The organism is Brachybacterium phenoliresistens (genome assembly GCF_039530785.1).
GTDB classification, from domain to species: domain Bacteria; phylum Actinomycetota; class Actinomycetes; order Actinomycetales; family Dermabacteraceae; genus Brachybacterium; species Brachybacterium phenoliresistens.
The window spans coordinates 101,494-116,439 of record NZ_BAAAOW010000003.1; the positions used below are offsets into that span (position 1 = coordinate 101,494).

The window sequence follows — 14,946 nt, forward strand, 5'->3', positions numbered from 1 at the left end:
CTAGGCTGGACGCCATGGTCACGACATCCCCGTCCTCGCCGGGCCGCCGATCGCTGCCGTGGATCATCGGCGGATGCTCCTGCGCCCTCGTGCTCGTCCTCCTGATCGGGGCGGGCATCGGGGTCGCCGTGTTCTTCTCGACGCGCGCCGACCCGGAGGAGACGGCCGCCGACTACTACCTGGCGTGGGTCGAGGAGGACTGCGAGACCTTCCAGGCCGTGACCACCGAGGAGTTCCGGGCCGACGGCCTCGCGACCTGCGAGGACTTCATCGAGAGCGCGCAGAACGTCGATCTCCGCGCCGACGGCTTCACGATCACCGGGTCATGGGTGGACGGCGGCACCGCGATCGTCGCGCTGGAGGAGACCTACGGCGTCGACGGCGAGACGTGGGAAGGGGCCTTCGAGATACAGATGGTCCGCGACGGCGGCCGCTGGAAGGTCGATGCGGTCCAGGAGACCGAGGAGTACCAGCCCGTCTGAACGACGCTCCCCCCGGCGCTCGTCCCGCCGAGCTCTCCGCAGGCCGTCCCGGTCCTTCCCTCCGACCGGCCCGGTGAGCCCTGCCTGCGCTCGTCCGTCCCACCCCCGTGATGTGCTGGGCCCATGGATCCCACCGTGTCGCTCCTGATCGGCCTCCTCCTCGGCGCCGTGCTCGGCGCCGCGCTGACCGTCCTGCTGCTGCGGCGCCGCCCCGAGACTCCATCGGCGGCGCAGCCGCGGGCCTCGGAGGAGCTGCTCGACCTCGCCGATGAGCGCTTCGCGCGGGACGCCGCCCGGCGCGATGCCGCCGAGGCCGCGCGCGAGGCGGAGCTGCAGCGCACCCTCTCCCCCATCGTCGAGTCCCTCGGCCAGCTCGAGCGTGCCATGCACCGCACCGAGCACGCCCGGGTGCAGGCGGACGGCGCGCTGCAGCAGCACCTGCAGGACCTGGCCCGGCGGGCCCACGAGCTCGATCAGGGCACCAGCGCGCTCACCGCCGCGCTGCGCGCCCCCACGTCCCGCGGCCGATGGGGCGAGGTCCAGCTGCGGCGCATCGTCGAGGCCGCCGGAATGGTGGAGCACGTCGACTTCAGCGAGCAGCTCGCCGGCCAGCGCGTCTCCGGCGACGCCGCCCAGCGCCCGGACCTGGTGGTGCACCTGGCCGGGGACCGGCACGTGGTGATCGACGCGAAGGCGCCGATGGACGCCTACCTCGACGCCGTCGAGGAGACCGACCAGCGCCGCGCCCGCACCCGGCGACAGGCGCATGCCAAGGCCCTGCGTCATCACGTGGACCGTCTGGGCCAGAAGGCCTACTGGGCGGGGCTCGGCGACACTCCCGAGTTCACCGTGCTGTTCGTGCCGAGCGACGGCGTCCTCGCCGCGGCGCTCGAATCCGATCCGGGCCTGCTCGAGCACGCCTTCTCCCAGGAGGTCGTCGTCGCCTCCCCGGCGACGCTGGTGGCGCTGCTGCGCACCGTCGCCCACACCTGGCGCACCGACGCCCTGAACCGCGACGCCCGCGCGGTGCTGGACACGGGCCGGGAGCTGCATCACCGGCTGGGGACGATGACCTCGCACCTGGCGAAGCTGGGCCGCTCCCTCGACGGCGCCGTGGCCTCGTTCAACGAGACCGTCGGCTCCCTCCAGTCGCGGGTGATGGTCACCGCCCGCCGCTTCGAGGAGATGGAGCTGACGGCGGGCCGCATCGAGGACGTGGAGCAGCTCACCCGTCGCTCGCGGGCGCTGGACGAGGCGGAGATCGCCGAGCTCGCCCGCGGGCGCTCCGCGGGCGACGGAGAGGCGGGGCGCGGCGACGCGCAGGACGACCGGCAGGGACGCGCGGCCGGCTGAGAGGTCCGGCGCCCGCCGCGGCTATGGCGCCCGCCGGAGCTCCCGCGGCCGCCGGAGCTTCCGCTTCCGCCGCAGTTCCAGCGTCTACCGGCGGCGGATCACCGCGACGATCGCGATGACGACCCCCGCGAGCACGGCTCCGCCCGCCAGCCCGGCGGCGACGGGGAGCAGCATCCGCAGCAGCCCCGGCTGATCCTCCGGGCGCGGCTCGAGGTCCGCTCCGGGCGTCCCGGCGGCATCGCTGCGCCCGCCCTCGTCGCTCGCCCCGGCTCCGCCGGCGGTCCCGCCGGAGCCGCCAGCGGCAGCATCCGCCGGCACCTGCCCCGGGTCCTCGGCGAGCTGGTCCTCGCGCTCCGCCTCGCCCTGCCCGTCCAGCTCCGGTCCCTCGTCGACCTCGCCCACGACGTCCGCGTCCAGCACGAAGGGGACCTCGAACAGCCGGGCGGTGTCGTACGCATCGGGGATCAGCGCGAGCTGGATGTAGTAGTCGCCGGCGAGGAAGGAGGAGCGCGCCTCGGTCCCGCCCTCCTCCCGGTTGCGGAACTGGACCGGGACGGCCTGGTTCAGGTGCATCTGCAACCCGGACCGCGCCGGCGCCGAGGCACCGGACGGTGAGGCGTCCGTGGACGGCGGCGTGGCCGTGTACACCGGCTGACGCAGGGGCGAGATCATCGTGATCCGCGTGGTCAGGGACATGCCCTCGGGCACGGTGACGTCGCCGAGGCCCAGCGAGACCCGGGCCTGCTGGCCGTACTGGACCGGGATGCGGAAGAACTGCACCTCCCCCGGGATGATCGTCCCGCGGATCGGCCCGTCGCCCACCTCCGTGGCCGCCGCGAAGGCGAAGGCGGGAGTCGCGACCTCCCCATCGGCCGCCACCGGCAGCGGCTCCCGCTCGAGCATCCACGGCATGGCCGGCGGGAGGCCCTCCGTGTCGGTCTCCTGCTCGATGAAGATCTGCAGCTCCAGCGGCACCGACTCCTCCTGCGAGGGGGTGCCCGTGCGCTCGACGACGATGACCACCTCGCCGGCGGCATCGGCCCCGAAGCATGCGAGGTTCTGCGTCCGTCCCATCCGCGGCGTCGAGACCATCGCGGTCAGCGGGCCGTCGCCGAGCGCCGCCTCGGTGCGCGCGTTGGTGTCCCCGACCCGGCAGTCGGCCCCCTCGGGGTCCAGGACCCGCAGGGACAGCTGGGCCAGCTTGTTGTCCGCGCCGCCGGCCGCGGGGATCACCATCGTCGCCGCGACGTGCGCGATCTCCCCCTCCGCCAGCCGCAGGCGGTAGTAGCGCTCGGCGCCGTCGCCGTCGTCCGCGGCGGGGCTGCCGTGCTCGAGCACGTCGAGGTAGCTGCCGGGAGCGATCGGCACGGCCGTGGCCGCGTCGTCGCCGCCGGTGATCGCCTGCCCGCTGTCGTCGTAGCCCTGCAGGGCGCGGGTCATGCGCAGCAGCAGCTCCTCGCGGAGCATCTCGGCATCGGTCGCATCGGCGTAGGTGCCTCCGGTCGCCCGGGCGATGCATGCGAGCTCCTCGCGGGCGGCCTCGTCGGTGCGGAAGCCGATGGTGTGGATGCGCACCTCGGGGTGGGCGGCGGCGAGCTCCCCGGCGACCTGGCAGGGCGGGGTGGGGTCGCACTCCTCGATCCCGTCGGAGACCAGCACCACCGAGCGCATCTCCGCCTCCGGCAGGGCGTCCACGGCCACGCGCAGGGAGGCGCCGATCGGGGTGTAGCCGCGGGCGCTCACGCCGTCGACGCCGGCGGCGAGCGCGGCCCGGTCCAGTCCCGTCGGCTCGACCAGCACCGTGATGTCCTGGCAGGCGGCGGCCTTGGCCGCGGCGACCTGCTCGGTGCTGTTGCCGTAGGTCATGAGGCCGACCTGGGCGTCCTCGGGCAGCAGCGGGATCAGGGAGCCCACGGCCTCCTTCGCGACATCCATGCGGGCGCGGCCGTCCACATCGGTCTCCCGCATGGAGCCGCTGGCATCCAGCACCAGCATGGACGGCGCGGTGCGGCCCGTGTTCGTGTCCCCCGGCTCCGCGGCGGCCCGCGGCGCGGCCCACAGCCCGGCCACGACGAACCCGCTGAGGAGGGCGAACGTCGCGAGCAGGGTGAGGGGAGCTGCGATCGGTCGGGGGCGCACGGCCCCATCATGCCGCGTGAGTTCCAGCGGTCGTCGCATCATCCGAGGTGTGGGGATGCGATGCGCGGGAACATGGCGGTGCCGGCACCGCAGGCGGGAAGAAGCAGTCGCGGAGACGCGAGGCATGCTTCCAGCTCCTGAAGCAGGGGTGTAGCAGCCTCAGGTCCTGCCGGATGCTCGGGGTCGGTCACTCGGCGGTGACGGCGCTGATCGCGCCTGTCCGAGCCTCGGCCTCATGGTCGACGGGCTTCCGTGGACCCTTCCGGCGTCCGACGAGCACGAGCAGTGCGAGGAACGAGAGGACGACGCAGGAGACGGTGACGATGCCCAATGGCAGGACTGCCGTCGCGCCGCCGAGGCCGACCAGGGGTGCGGCGATGCCGCCGAGGCCGAAGCGGGCGAAGCCGAGGACCGACGAGGCAGTGCCAGCAAGCTCTGGGTAGTCGGCCAGCGCCAGGGAAGCAGCCGGGGGCGCGGCGAAGGCGACGCCGGAGGCGAGGACGAACAGGGAGACCAGCACGACCGGCAACGGTGCGCCCATCAGCCCGGTGTAGACCAGGCCGAGGGAGCCGAGGCCCGTGATGAGGACGCCGAGGCCGAGAGTTCCGCGCTCGGACCAGCGGTCAGCGGTGCGGCCGCCGATCCAGCCGAAGATCATGTAGCCGGCGGAGTTCGCGCCGAAGGCCATCGCGTACCCCTGCGGGGACAGTCCGTAGCCGTCCTGGAGGATGTAGGTCGCGCCCGCGAGGTAGGCGAACAGCGCCGCATGGGTGAGGCCGCAGATCAGCACCGCGCCGACGAAGAGCTTGTCGGAGAAGAGCGTGCGGAAGTCGCGCATCGACTGGGTCATGCCGGTGGTGCGCATCTCCTTCGGGAGCGTCTCCCGGTAGATTGCGAGGGTGGCGGCCATGATGAGCGCGCCCAGCAGCGCCAGGAAGATGCCGCGCCAGTCGGTGAAGCGTGCGAGCTGTCCGCCGAGGAAGGGACCGATGATCGCTGCGAGGCCGCCGAGGACGGTGACCTTGCCGTAGAAGCGGATCAGCGCGCTGCCGGAGTAGACGTCCCGTCCAGCGGCCTGCGAGATGACGATGCCCACCGCCCCGGCCAGACCTTGGATGAGGCGGGCAGCGATCAAGGTCTCGATCGACGGGCTGACCGCGCACAGCACCGAGGCTGCGATGTAGGCGACGAGACCGACCATGAGCGGGATCTTTCGCCCGAACCGGTCAGACAGCGGCCCCGCGATCATCTGGCCGACGGCCAGGCCGATCAGGCAGGCCGTCAGGGTGAACTGGGCCGCCGAGGTCGCTGTTCCGAGCTCGGCGGTCAGCGCCGGGAGGACGGGGAGGTAGAGGTCCATCGAGATGGGACCGAAGACGGTCAGCAGGAGCAGCAGCGTCGCGAGGGCGGGACCTGCCGTGCGGGCGGTGGTTGTGCCGGTCATGCGGAGGCTCTCCTGAGCATCGGGATCGGAATGGGGACAGGTGCGGGAAGGCAGGCGGGACCGGCCCCCCGGCGATGCGGCCGGGGGCCCGGTGCCAGCCGGGTCAGAGGGTGAGGAGGACCTTGGTGGCGCGGCGCTCGTCCATCGCCCGGTAGCCCTCAGCGGCCCGCTCGAGGGGCAGTTCGAGGTCGAAGACGATGCCCGGATCGATCTGGTCGGTCATGATGAGGTCGATCAGCTCGGGCAGGAACCGGCGCACGGGGGCGGGGCCGCCGAGCAGGCTGACGGTCGCGAAGAACAGGTCGAGCCCGTCGAGGGAGACCCCGTGGGACACGCCCACGTAGCCGACATGCCCGCCGGGGCGGGTGGAGCCGATCGCCTGGAGCATCGACTCCTGGGTGCCGACCGCTTCGATTGTCGAGTGCGCGCCGTAGCCGCCGGTGAGCTCCTTGACCTTCGCGATGCCCGCCTCGCCGCGCTCCTCGACGATGTCGGTCGCCCCGAACTGCTTCGCCAGGGCCTGGCGATCGGCGTGGCGGGAGAAGGCGATGATGCGTTCCGCTCCGAGGCGCTTGGCGGCGAGGATCCCGAGCAGACCGACGGCTCCGTCGCCGACGACGGCGACGGTCTTGCCCGGCCCGGCCTCAGCAGCAACAGCTGCGAACCAGCCGGTGCCGAGCACGTCAGATGCCGCGAGCAGGCTCTTGGCCTGTGCCACGGTGGGCTCGCCGGGGACCGTGACCAGAGTGCCGTCAGCCAGGGGGATGCGGGCCTTCTCGGCCTGGGTACCGATCGCTCCCATCATCACCTGGTCGCGACAGCGGGACTGGAAGCCGGCTTCGCAGATCTCGCAGGTGTTGTCGGATGCGACGAAGGATCCAACGACGTAGTCGCCGACCTGGATCTCCCGGACGTCGGGGCCGATCTGCTCGACGATCCCGACGTACTCGTGGCCCATCGGCGCGTCCTGGACAGGCTCCGCACCGCGATAGGGCCACAGGTCGGAACCGCAGATGCACGCAGCGGTGACGCGAATGATCGCATCCGTCGGCTCCTCGATGACCGGGTCCGGGCGTTCCTGGACGCGGACGTCTCCGGGGGCGTGCATGACGACTCCACGCATAGCTGCGTTCTCCTTCGTGCTGGTACGGGGCGATCTCGAGGATCGGACCGCCGGGCGGGTCGTGCGGCAGCAGCTGCACCGCCGCCGTACGCCGATGCTTCCTGCCTCGTCTCGCGCGCGGGAGCCCCTCTCGAGGGAGGTACCGCGAGGGCCTCCTTCGGCGCGCGCGGTTCGCCTAGCGTGGGCGCATGGACAATCGAGCAGAGGTGCGCGAGTTCCTCACATCCCGGCGCGCTCGGATAAGCCCGGACGAGGTGGGCCTGCCCGCTGGTGCGAACCGACGGGTCGAAGGGCTGCGCCGTACCGAGGTGGCGATCCTGGCCGGGGTGAGCGTGGAGTACTACACCAAGCTCGAGCGCGGCGCGATCAGCGGTGCGTCCCCGGAGGTCCTCGAGGCGATCTCGAAGGCCCTGCGGCTGGACGACGCCGAACGTGCGCACCTGTTCGACCTCGCGCACGCGGCCAGTCCCGTCGCGCGTCCGCGACGACGCCGCAGCGCGAAGTGCTGGCAGCCGCACGAGAGCCTGCAGTGGATGCTCGACGCCGTGACCGCAGGCCCGGCATTCGTGCGCAACGGCCGGATGGACATCCTGGCGGGCAACAGACTGGCGCGGGCGTTCTACAAGGACGTCCACGACATGCCGGGCCGGATCCCGGGCCAGCCGCCGAACATCGCCCGATTCACCTTCCTCGACGAGCGGGCCTCCGCGTTCTACCCGGACTACGACATGTTCGCCGATGTGACGGTGGCGATCCTGCGCACCGAGGCCGGCCGGGACCCGCACAACAAGGAGCTGCACGACCTCATCGGGGAGCTGTCCACCCTCAGCCCCGACTTCCGGACCCGGTGGGGTGCGCACGACGTCCGCCACCACGGCGCGGGCTTCAAGACCTTCCGCCACTCCGTCGTCGGGGAGATGACCCTGGCGTACGAGGGCATGGAGCTGGAGTCCGAGCCCGGCCTGACGATCACCCTCTACGCCGCCGAGCCCGGCTCGGACTCGGAGGAGAAGATGCAGCTGCTCGCCTCCTGGGCTGCCAGCGAATTCTCGACGACGGAGCACGAGCCGGCGCACGAGGAGACCCCAGGGCGCTGAGCGTGCGGTGCGCGGCGAGGAACCGCCCGCGAGCAGGGTCTGTGCCCCTCCTCCCCACCGCGAGGCTCTCCACACTCGGCCGGTCCGTGACCTCGCCTGTCCGCCGCGCATGCCACAGTGGTGCCATGACCGAGCAGACCCGAGCGCCGCTGGCCGCGACAGCCGCGCAGACCACGCCGGAGAACCCGTGGCCGCTGCGGCAGCTGTCGGTGAAGGTCGGGGAGTACGTGGCGCGCATGTCGCCGCTGTGGGTCGAGGGCGAGATGGTCCAGCTCAACCGCCGCCCCGGCAGCGGCCTGGCCTTCATGACCCTGCGCGACGTCGACGTGGACATGTCCTTCTCGGTGCCGATCCGCGAGCACGTGCTGCGTGCCCTCACCGTCGAGCTGGTGCCCGGGGCCCGGGTGGTCATCCACGCCAAGCCGACGTTCTGGACCAAGCGCGGCAGCCTGCAGCTCGAGGCCGACGAGATCCGCCCGGTGGGCCTGGGCGAGCTGCTGGCCCGGCTCGAGCATCTCAAGCGGGTCCTCGCCGCGGAGGGCCTGTTCGACTCCCGGCGCAAGAAGCCGCTGCCGTTCCTGCCGCGCCGCGTCGGGCTGATCTGCGGGCGGCAGTCCGCCGCGGAGCGCGACGTCGTCGTCAACGCCACCCGCCGCTGGCCCGCCGTCGTGTTCGACATCCGGGAGGTCGCCGTGCAGGGCGACAAGGCCGTGCGCGAGGTCTCCGCCGCGCTGCGCGAGCTCGATGCCGCCGAGGAGGTCGACGTCATCATCGTCTCCCGCGGCGGCGGCTCCCTCGAGGACCTCCTGCCGTTCTCCGACGAGCAGCTGGTGCGCCTGGTCGCCGCGGCGAGCACGCCGATCGTCTCCGCGATCGGGCACGAGGTCGACACCCCGCTGATGGACCTCGTGGCCGACGTCCGCGCCTCCACCCCGACCGATGCGGCCAAGCGCGTGGTCCCGGACATCCAGGCGGAGTCGGAGCAGCTCGCCCTGAACCGGTCCCGGCTGCGCACGGCCGTGCGCGGGCGGATCGAGCGCGAGCAGGCCGCCCTGGACGCCACCCGCTCCCGGCCGGTGCTCGACCAGCCGGCGACCATCCTCACCGGCCGCCGCGACGAGATCCGCTCGCGCGTCGCCCTCGCGCGGACCATCATCGGGTCCCGCCTGGACCGCGGCCAGGACGGCATCGACCACCTCGCACGGCAGGTGCGGGCGCTCAGCCCCCTGGCCACCCTCGAGCGCGGGTACGCGGTCGTCCAGACCGCGGACGGCGAGGTCGTCCGCTCCCCCGCGGCGACGCAGGCGGGCGATGCGCTGTCGATCCGCGTCGCCGGTGGCCGCTTCGGCGCCCGGCGCTGCGACGAGGACCCCTACACCCCACCCGCCCTGCAGGACATCCCCGATGCCCCGCACCGCACCGAGGAGGACGCATGACCGACCAGTCCCAGGACCAGCTCCAGGACGCCCGGACCGCTGCGGCGGCCGATGCTCCGCTCCAGCCCGCCGCCGAGGCCGACGAGCAGCCCCTGCCCGAGGACATCGCCGCCCTCAGCTACGAGGCCGCGCGCGACCAGCTCGTCGAGGTGGTGCGGCGGCTGGAGTCCGGGCAGGGCGGGCTCGAGGAGTCCATCTCCCTGTGGGAGCGCGGCGAGATGCTGGCGCGGCGCTGCCAGCAGTGGCTGGACGGCGCCCGGGAGCGCCTGGACCACGCGATGGCCGCCCGCGGCGAGCAGTAGCGCTGCGGCGGGGCCGGAGCGGCTCAGGCCTGGGCGTCGGCGATCGACGCCTCGGCGACCAGGCGCAGCTGGTCGAGGTCCTCGTCGCCGTGGACGAGGATCCCCCATCCTTCGCCCTGGCAGCTCAGCGCGCGCGTGCCCTCGGCCTCGCCGGAGCTGCGCAGCTGCTGGCACGGCACCCCGGAGACGGTGTACTCGTCCTCGACCGTCGGGCCGGGCACGGCCGAGGCGAGCAGGGCCGCATCCACGGTCTCCTGCTCGATCACCGTGACCAGCGCGCCCGAGGGGGCGGTGTACCGCAGCTCCCAGCGCGGGTCCGCGCCGCCGGTGTACTCCGCCAGCCGCGGCGTCCACTGCGCGCTCAGCTCCGGGACGATGACCGGGAACGGGGCGACCCCGGCGGCGCGCTCCGCGCTCGCGGTCACGTCCAGCCGCGAGCTCTCCGGGATCGACCGGTCGGGATCGTTGCCCACCCCGAAGAACAGCATCGCGAGCACGACGACGAACGCCATGATCACTGCGAGCGCCCACACGATGTTGCGCACCGAGGAGTTCTTCTTCGTCATCGCGTAGTGCGACGCCTGCGCCGGACGCTCCGCGTCCGTGCCGTCCGCGCCCTCGACCTCCGGCGAGGGGACGGCCGCCGCAGGGGCGTCGGGCTCCGCAGGGGACGGGGAGGCGGGGGTCGGGCTCATGACGCCCATTGTCGCGTCTGTTCGCCCCTCGACGCGAAAACTGCGATGATCGACGGGTGACCGCGACATACCTCACCGTCGGAGAAGCGCTGACGGACATCGTGACCCGTGCCGAGGACGGCACGTCCGTGGAGTACCCGGGCGGCTCGCCGCTCAACGTGGCCGTGGCCCTCGGCCGCCTGGGGCACACCTCCCACCTCCTCACCCAGATCGGCGGCGATGCCCGGGGTGAGCAGATCCGCCGCCACCTGGAGGAGTCGCATGTGCTCCTGACCGGCGGCAGCATCGGCTCCCATCGGACCTCGAGCGCTCTCGCGCAGCTCGATGCCGAGGGCACCGCCACCTACCAGTTCGACATCACCTGGGATCCCCGCGCCACCGATCTGCCCGAGCCCGTGGACGCCGTGCACACCTCCTCGATCGCCGCCGTCCTCGCACCGGGCGCGGCGACCGTGGTCGACGTGCTCGAGCGCTACCGTCCCACCACCACGATCAGCTACGACCCCAACGCCCGCCCCACCCTCATGGGCTCGGCCGAGGCCACCCGGGCGGCGGTCGAGGCGATCATCGCCCGCTCCGACCTGGTGAAGACCTCCGACGAGGACGTCGCCTGGATGTACGGCACCGACGACGTCGAGGACGTCGTCGCGTCCTGGCGCGAGCTCGGGCCGGCCTTCACCGTGATCACCCGCGGCGGCGAGGGCGCCATCGGCTTCGCCGCGTGCGGCCGCGTCGCCGTCCCGCCGGTGAAGGTCGAGGTCGCCGACACCGTGGGCGCCGGCGACACCTTCTCCGCCGGGCTGCTGGACGCGCTGGACTCCGCCGGCATGCTGCGCGCCGAGAACCGCGAGGCGCTGCGCGCGATCGACGAGGACCAGCTCGAGGCGGTGCTCTCCCGCGCCGCCGGGCTCGCGGCGATCACCGTGTCGCGGCCCGGCGCGAACCCGCCCTGGGCGCACGAGGCCACCGGCATCTGAGGTCCGGGGCGCGGGCGCTCCGCTCCCACGGCCCGACGCTCCCCGCGCTCCGCACCGACAGGTGCCGCCCGCCCCTCACGGCCGGTGCACCTCCGGCTCGCGCCACCACCAGCTCCCCCATCGCAGCGACGCACAGGAAGAGAATCCATGACTGAGACGAACCCCCAGGTCGAGTACCGCATCGAGCACGACACGATGGGCGAGGTCCGCGTCCCCGCGACCGCCCTGTACCGCGCCCAGACCCAGCGCGCCGTGGAGAACTTCCCGATCTCCGGCCAGGGCCTCGAGCCCGCCCACATCCATGCCCTCGCCGAGGTGAAGAAGGCCGCCGCCCGCGCCAACAAGGACCTCGGCGTGCTGGACGCGGCGATCGCCGACGCGATCGTCGCCGCGGCGGACGAGGTCATCTCCGGCGCGCACGACGCCCACTTCCCCGTGGACACGTACCAGACCGGCTCCGGCACCAGCTCGAACATGAACATGAACGAGGTGCTGGCCACCCTCGCCTCGAACGCATCGGGCCTGGACGTCCACCCCAACGACCACGTCAACGCCTCCCAGTCCTCCAACGACGTGTTCCCCACCTCCGTGCATGTCGCCGTGACCGGCGGGGTCGTCGGCCAGCTGCTGCCGGCGCTGGATCACCTGGCCGTCTCCCTCGAGAAGAAGGCCGAGCAGTGGAAGGGCGTCGTGAAGTCCGGGCGCACCCACCTCATGGATGCCACGCCCGTGACGCTGGGCCAGGAGTTCGGCGGCTACGCCGCGGCGATCCGCTACGGCATCGAGCGCGTCGAGTCGGCGCTGCCGCGCACCGCCGAGGTCCCCCAGGGCGGCACCGCCGTCGGCACCGGAATCAACACCCCCGCCGGCTTCCCGCAGAAGGTCATCGCCAACCTCGCCGAGCAGACCGGCCTGCCCCTCACCGAGGCCCGCAACCACTTCGAGGCGCAGTCCGCCCGCGACGGCCTGGTGGAGATGTCCGGCGCGCTGCGCACCATCGCCGTGTCGCTGACCAAGATCAACAACGACCTGCGCTGGATGGGCTCGGGCCCCAACACGGGCCTGGGCGAGATCGCGATCCCCGACCTGCAGCCCGGCTCGTCGATCATGCCCGGCAAGGTCAACCCCGTCATCCCGGAGGCCGTGCTCATGGTGTGCGCGCGGATCATCGGCAACGACGCCGCGATCGCCTGGGGCGGAGCGCAGGGCTCCTTCGAGCTGAACGTGCAGATCCCGCTGATGGGCACCAGCCTGCTCGAGTCGATCCGCCTGCTCGCCAACGCCTCGACCGTGCTCGCGGACAAGACCGTCGACGGCCTGGTCGCCAACGAGGAGAAGGCCCGCTTCTACGCCGAGGCCTCCCCCTCGATCGTCACCCCGCTGAACAAGATCATCGGCTACGAGTCCGCCGCCAAGATCGCCAAGCACGCCGTGGCCGAGCGCATCTCCGTGCGCGAGGCCGTGATCGCCCTCGGCTTCGTCGAGCGCGGCGAGCTGACCGAGGCCCAGCTGGACGAGGCCCTCGACGTCCTGTCGATGACCGCGCCGAAGGCCTGACAGATGCCCGGGACGCCGCCGCATCCCCTCGGACCGCGGCGTCCCGGGTGATGAGCCGATCCGCCGGTGCCCCGCCGTCCGGCGCTCCCGTGCATCCGCTGCCGATGCCGGCGGGGCTCGCGCTGCTGCGCGGGGCCTTCACCGTCTCCGGATGGACGATCCTGACCCTGCCGCTGCTGTCCCTCGCCATGCTCACCCTGACGGCGGTGGAGGCGCTGGCGGCCGTGCTCGACAGGACCGCGTTCTCGGAGACCGAGCGCGGGGACGCCCTCCTCTTCTCGCTGCTGGGCTCAGCGGCGCTCGTCTCCGCCGGTGCCCTCGTCCTGACCTGTGCCCTCTGGGTGGCGATCTCGGCCGCCGAGCTGCGCATCGCCGAGTCCGTCGCCGGCGGTGAGATGCTCTCCGCGCAGGACGCCCGGCGCCTCGGCCCGCCTTCGGGGCGCGTCTGCGTGCTCCTGTCCATCGCGGGCATCCCTGCGCTTCTGCTCGGCGGGATCGTCGCCCTGATCATGGTCATCGAGGACGATCCCGAGTTCGGAGGGTGGCAGGCGGCCCCCTGGATGCTGCTGCCCGGGGTGGTCCTCCTGGCTCTCGCGCTGACGCTGCGCCTCACCGCAGTCCCGGCCGAGATGGACCGTCTCGACGCGCTCCGGGACCGGTGGCCGCCCGCCGCATCCCGCCCCGAGCCGCTGGAGCGTATCGCGGTCCTCCGGCCGGAGGGAACGCCGCAGAAGGCGGACACGCCGCGTCGCGGTCGGCGCCGCGCCGAGTCACGTCGGCCGTTCCGCCTTCCCGCACGGAAGCAGATCCTCGTGGCGACCTTCGGCGCCGCGCTGGTCACGGCGATTCTCGTCGACGTCTTCCCTCTCGGCGAGACCTGGCTGGCGATCCCCCTGCTGCTGTTCGCCCTCGGCGGTCTCACGGCGACGGCCATGCTGCTCGAGGCGGCGGTGCGCGGGGCGCGCGCGTGGACTGCGCTCCAGGCGCTCGGAGTCCACGCGGCGATCCCTCGTGACTACGCCCGTCGCCATCCGGCCCGTGCGCTCGTCGCACTCACGGCGCTCGCGGCGGGAGCTGTCACGACCGCCATGCTGGTGCTGAGAGGGAGCTCGGAGCTCGTCGCCCCGTCCATCTCATCGGACGCCCCCTCCTGCTCGGTGGCCTCGGTGCCACGCTGTTCGTCGCGGCGACGATCCTGGGCGCGTACGAGCACCGGGCCACTCGTCGTTGGCGCGATCGCTACCTCACCGCGCACCCCGCACACGATCCGTGGTGGGAGATCGATCTGCACCACGACGGATTCGAGGAGATCCGCGGCTGGCTGAAAGGCTGAGTCACGGAACGAAACCTGGCATGCACCGATCTCGCCACCCCCCTCCGCCGTGGCCGAGCGCATCTCCGTGCGCGAGACCTTCATCGCCCTCGGCTTCGTCGAGCGCGGCGAGCTGACGGAGGCCCAGCTGGACGAGGCCCTCGACGTGCTGTCGATGACCGCGCCGAAGGCCTGAGGGCCGGCTCCGCATCGAGGGACGCCCCGGACCTGCGAGGGACGGGGCGTTCTCCTGCGTTCGGCGCCTGTGCCGCCCCTGCGCGCACTGCGGTTCTCCGCACCTGGTCGGGTGGCCGGCCGGAGTGGATCGCGCTGCCTGAAGCCCTAGCGTCGATGGCATGACACCGACACCCCCTCCTCTCAATTCCGTCGCGTCCTGGGCGGTCGATCTCATGGAGTCCCTCGGCGCGCCCGGCGCCGGGATCGCCATCGCCCTGGAGAACCTCTTCCCGCCCCTGCCCAGCGAGATCATCCTCCCGCTGGCGGGCTTCACCGCCAGCCGCGGCAGCTTCAGCCTGCTCGAGGCGCTGGTGTGGACCACCGCCGGATCCCTGGTCGGCGCGCTCGTGCTGTACGGGCTCGGCGCCTGGTTCGGCGCGGAGCGTCTCAAGCGCATCGCCGATCGGCTGCCGCTGGTCCGCGTCGCCGATGTCGAGCGGGCCGAGGCATGGTTCGCCCGCCACGGCGGGAAGGCGGTCCTCCTGGGGCGGATGATCCCGCTCTTCCGCAGCCTCATCTCGATCCCCGCGGGGGTGGAGCGGATGCCGCTGGGCCGGTTCACGCTGCTCACCGCCCTCGGCAGCGGCCTGTGGAACACGGTGTTCGTGCTGGCCGGCTATGGGCTCGGCGAGAACTGGCATCTGGTCGAGCAGTACGCTGACATCCTGCAGAAGCTGGTCATCCTCGCCTGCGCGGCCGCTCTCGCCGTGTTCCTCACGATCCGGATCCGTCAGGGCCTGCGGGCGCGGCCAGCACGATGAGCATGTCGACCACGAGGAGGGCCGGGCCGGT

Annotated in this window: 14 protein-coding genes; 10 read left to right on the forward strand and 4 right to left on the reverse strand. The window is 72.7% G+C overall.

Annotated elements, in window-relative coordinates:
- Positions 1-14 precede the first annotated feature (14 nt).
- Entirely contained in the window at positions 15-482 is a 468-nt protein-coding gene (locus ABD234_RS08045; protein WP_344355080.1) for a hypothetical protein, read from the forward strand.
- Positions 483-617: 135 nt separating this feature from the next.
- Positions 618-1,835, forward strand: coding sequence for a DNA recombination protein RmuC (locus ABD234_RS08050; RefSeq protein ID WP_344355083.1), 1,218 nt, complete (start codon positions 618-620; stop codon positions 1,833-1,835).
- 84 nt (positions 1,836-1,919) lie between these two features.
- Here ABD234_RS08050 and ABD234_RS08055 read toward each other — a convergent pair whose 3' ends face one another.
- The 3 genes from ABD234_RS08055 to ABD234_RS08065 form a co-directional block, all read right to left on the reverse strand.
- On the reverse strand, positions 1,920-3,974 hold the full coding sequence (locus ABD234_RS08055) for a VWA domain-containing protein (protein WP_344355086.1): 2,055 nt from the start codon (positions 3,972-3,974) through the stop codon (positions 1,920-1,922).
- Positions 3,975-4,161: 187 nt separating this feature from the next.
- Positions 4,162-5,418: a multidrug effflux MFS transporter gene (locus ABD234_RS08060; RefSeq protein WP_344355089.1), complete on the reverse strand. Its 1,257-nt coding sequence runs from the start codon at positions 5,416-5,418 to the stop codon at positions 4,162-4,164.
- A 103-nt stretch (positions 5,419-5,521) separates the two neighbouring features.
- Positions 5,522-6,541 carry a zinc-dependent alcohol dehydrogenase family protein gene (locus tag ABD234_RS08065; protein WP_344355092.1) on the reverse strand — a complete coding sequence of 340 codons (1,020 nt, stop codon included), beginning with the start codon at positions 6,539-6,541 and terminating at the stop codon, positions 5,522-5,524.
- Between the two features lie 188 nt (positions 6,542-6,729).
- Between ABD234_RS08065 and ABD234_RS08070 the strand changes: the two genes are divergently transcribed.
- The 3 genes from ABD234_RS08070 to ABD234_RS08080 all read left to right on the forward strand — a co-directional run bounded on the left by ABD234_RS08070 (position 6,730) and on the right by ABD234_RS08080 (position 9,376).
- Positions 6,730-7,638, forward strand: coding sequence for a helix-turn-helix transcriptional regulator (locus ABD234_RS08070; RefSeq protein WP_344355095.1), 909 nt, complete (start codon positions 6,730-6,732; stop codon positions 7,636-7,638).
- Positions 7,639-7,763: 125 nt separating this feature from the next.
- On the forward strand, positions 7,764-9,074 hold the full coding sequence (xseA, locus tag ABD234_RS08075; protein ID WP_344355098.1) for an exodeoxyribonuclease VII large subunit: 1,311 nt from the start codon (positions 7,764-7,766) through the stop codon (positions 9,072-9,074).
- Positions 9,071-9,376: an exodeoxyribonuclease VII small subunit gene (locus ABD234_RS08080; protein ID WP_344355101.1), complete on the forward strand. Its 306-nt coding sequence runs from the start codon at positions 9,071-9,073 to the stop codon at positions 9,374-9,376. The genes xseA and ABD234_RS08080 overlap by 4 nt, the downstream gene beginning before the upstream one ends.
- Positions 9,377-9,399: 23 nt before the next feature.
- Here ABD234_RS08080 and ABD234_RS08085 read toward each other — a convergent pair whose 3' ends face one another.
- On the reverse strand, positions 9,400-10,071 hold the full coding sequence (locus tag ABD234_RS08085; RefSeq protein ID WP_344355104.1) for a DUF4245 family protein: 672 nt from the start codon (positions 10,069-10,071) through the stop codon (positions 9,400-9,402).
- 56 nt (positions 10,072-10,127) lie between these two features.
- Here ABD234_RS08085 and ABD234_RS08090 point away from each other — a divergent pair, with 56 nt between their 5' ends.
- The 5 genes from ABD234_RS08090 to ABD234_RS08110 all read left to right on the forward strand — a co-directional run bounded on the left by ABD234_RS08090 (position 10,128) and on the right by ABD234_RS08110 (position 14,915).
- Complete coding sequence (locus ABD234_RS08090; protein ID WP_344355107.1) at positions 10,128-11,048, forward strand: carbohydrate kinase family protein; 921 nt, start codon at positions 10,128-10,130, stop codon at positions 11,046-11,048.
- A 147-nt stretch (positions 11,049-11,195) separates the two neighbouring features.
- Positions 11,196-12,605, forward strand: a complete 1,410-nt coding sequence (locus ABD234_RS08095) for a class II fumarate hydratase (protein WP_344355109.1) — start codon at positions 11,196-11,198, stop codon at positions 12,603-12,605.
- Positions 12,606-12,655: 50 nt separating this feature from the next.
- The gene (locus ABD234_RS08100) at positions 12,656-13,930 is read left to right on the forward strand and encodes a hypothetical protein (RefSeq protein ID WP_344355111.1); all 1,275 of its coding nucleotides are present in this window, start codon (positions 12,656-12,658) and stop codon (positions 13,928-13,930) included.
- Between the two features lie 57 nt (positions 13,931-13,987).
- Positions 13,988-14,113 carry a hypothetical protein gene (locus ABD234_RS08105; RefSeq protein ID WP_344355114.1) on the forward strand — a complete coding sequence of 42 codons (126 nt, stop codon included), beginning with the start codon at positions 13,988-13,990 and terminating at the stop codon, positions 14,111-14,113.
- 160 nt (positions 14,114-14,273) lie between these two features.
- Entirely contained in the window at positions 14,274-14,915 is a 642-nt protein-coding gene (locus tag ABD234_RS08110; protein ID WP_344355117.1) for a DedA family protein, read from the forward strand.
- Positions 14,916-14,946 lie beyond the last annotated feature (31 nt).

What these genes read in the sequence shown, in the direction of transcription:
- ABD234_RS08045 (WP_344355080.1), top strand. Translation starts at nt 15, where the DNA reads ATGGTCACGACATCCCCGTCCTCGCCGGGCCGCCGATCGCTGCCGTGG.
- ABD234_RS08060 (WP_344355089.1), bottom strand. Translation starts at nt 5,418, where the DNA reads ATGACCGGCACAACCACCGCCCGCACGGCAGGTCCCGCCCTCGCGACG.
- ABD234_RS08065 (WP_344355092.1), bottom strand. Translation starts at nt 6,541, where the DNA reads ATGCGTGGAGTCGTCATGCACGCCCCCGGAGACGTCCGCGTCCAGGAA.
- ABD234_RS08070 (WP_344355095.1), top strand. Translation starts at nt 6,730, where the DNA reads ATGGACAATCGAGCAGAGGTGCGCGAGTTCCTCACATCCCGGCGCGCT.
- xseA (WP_344355098.1), top strand. Translation starts at nt 7,764, where the DNA reads ATGACCGAGCAGACCCGAGCGCCGCTGGCCGCGACAGCCGCGCAGACC.
- ABD234_RS08080 (WP_344355101.1), top strand. Translation starts at nt 9,071, where the DNA reads ATGACCGACCAGTCCCAGGACCAGCTCCAGGACGCCCGGACCGCTGCG.
- ABD234_RS08085 (WP_344355104.1), bottom strand. Translation starts at nt 10,071, where the DNA reads ATGAGCCCGACCCCCGCCTCCCCGTCCCCTGCGGAGCCCGACGCCCCT.
- ABD234_RS08095 (WP_344355109.1), top strand. Translation starts at nt 11,196, where the DNA reads ATGACTGAGACGAACCCCCAGGTCGAGTACCGCATCGAGCACGACACG.
- ABD234_RS08100 (WP_344355111.1), top strand. Translation starts at nt 12,656, where the DNA reads ATGAGCCGATCCGCCGGTGCCCCGCCGTCCGGCGCTCCCGTGCATCCG.
- ABD234_RS08110 (WP_344355117.1), top strand. Translation starts at nt 14,274, where the DNA reads ATGACACCGACACCCCCTCCTCTCAATTCCGTCGCGTCCTGGGCGGTC.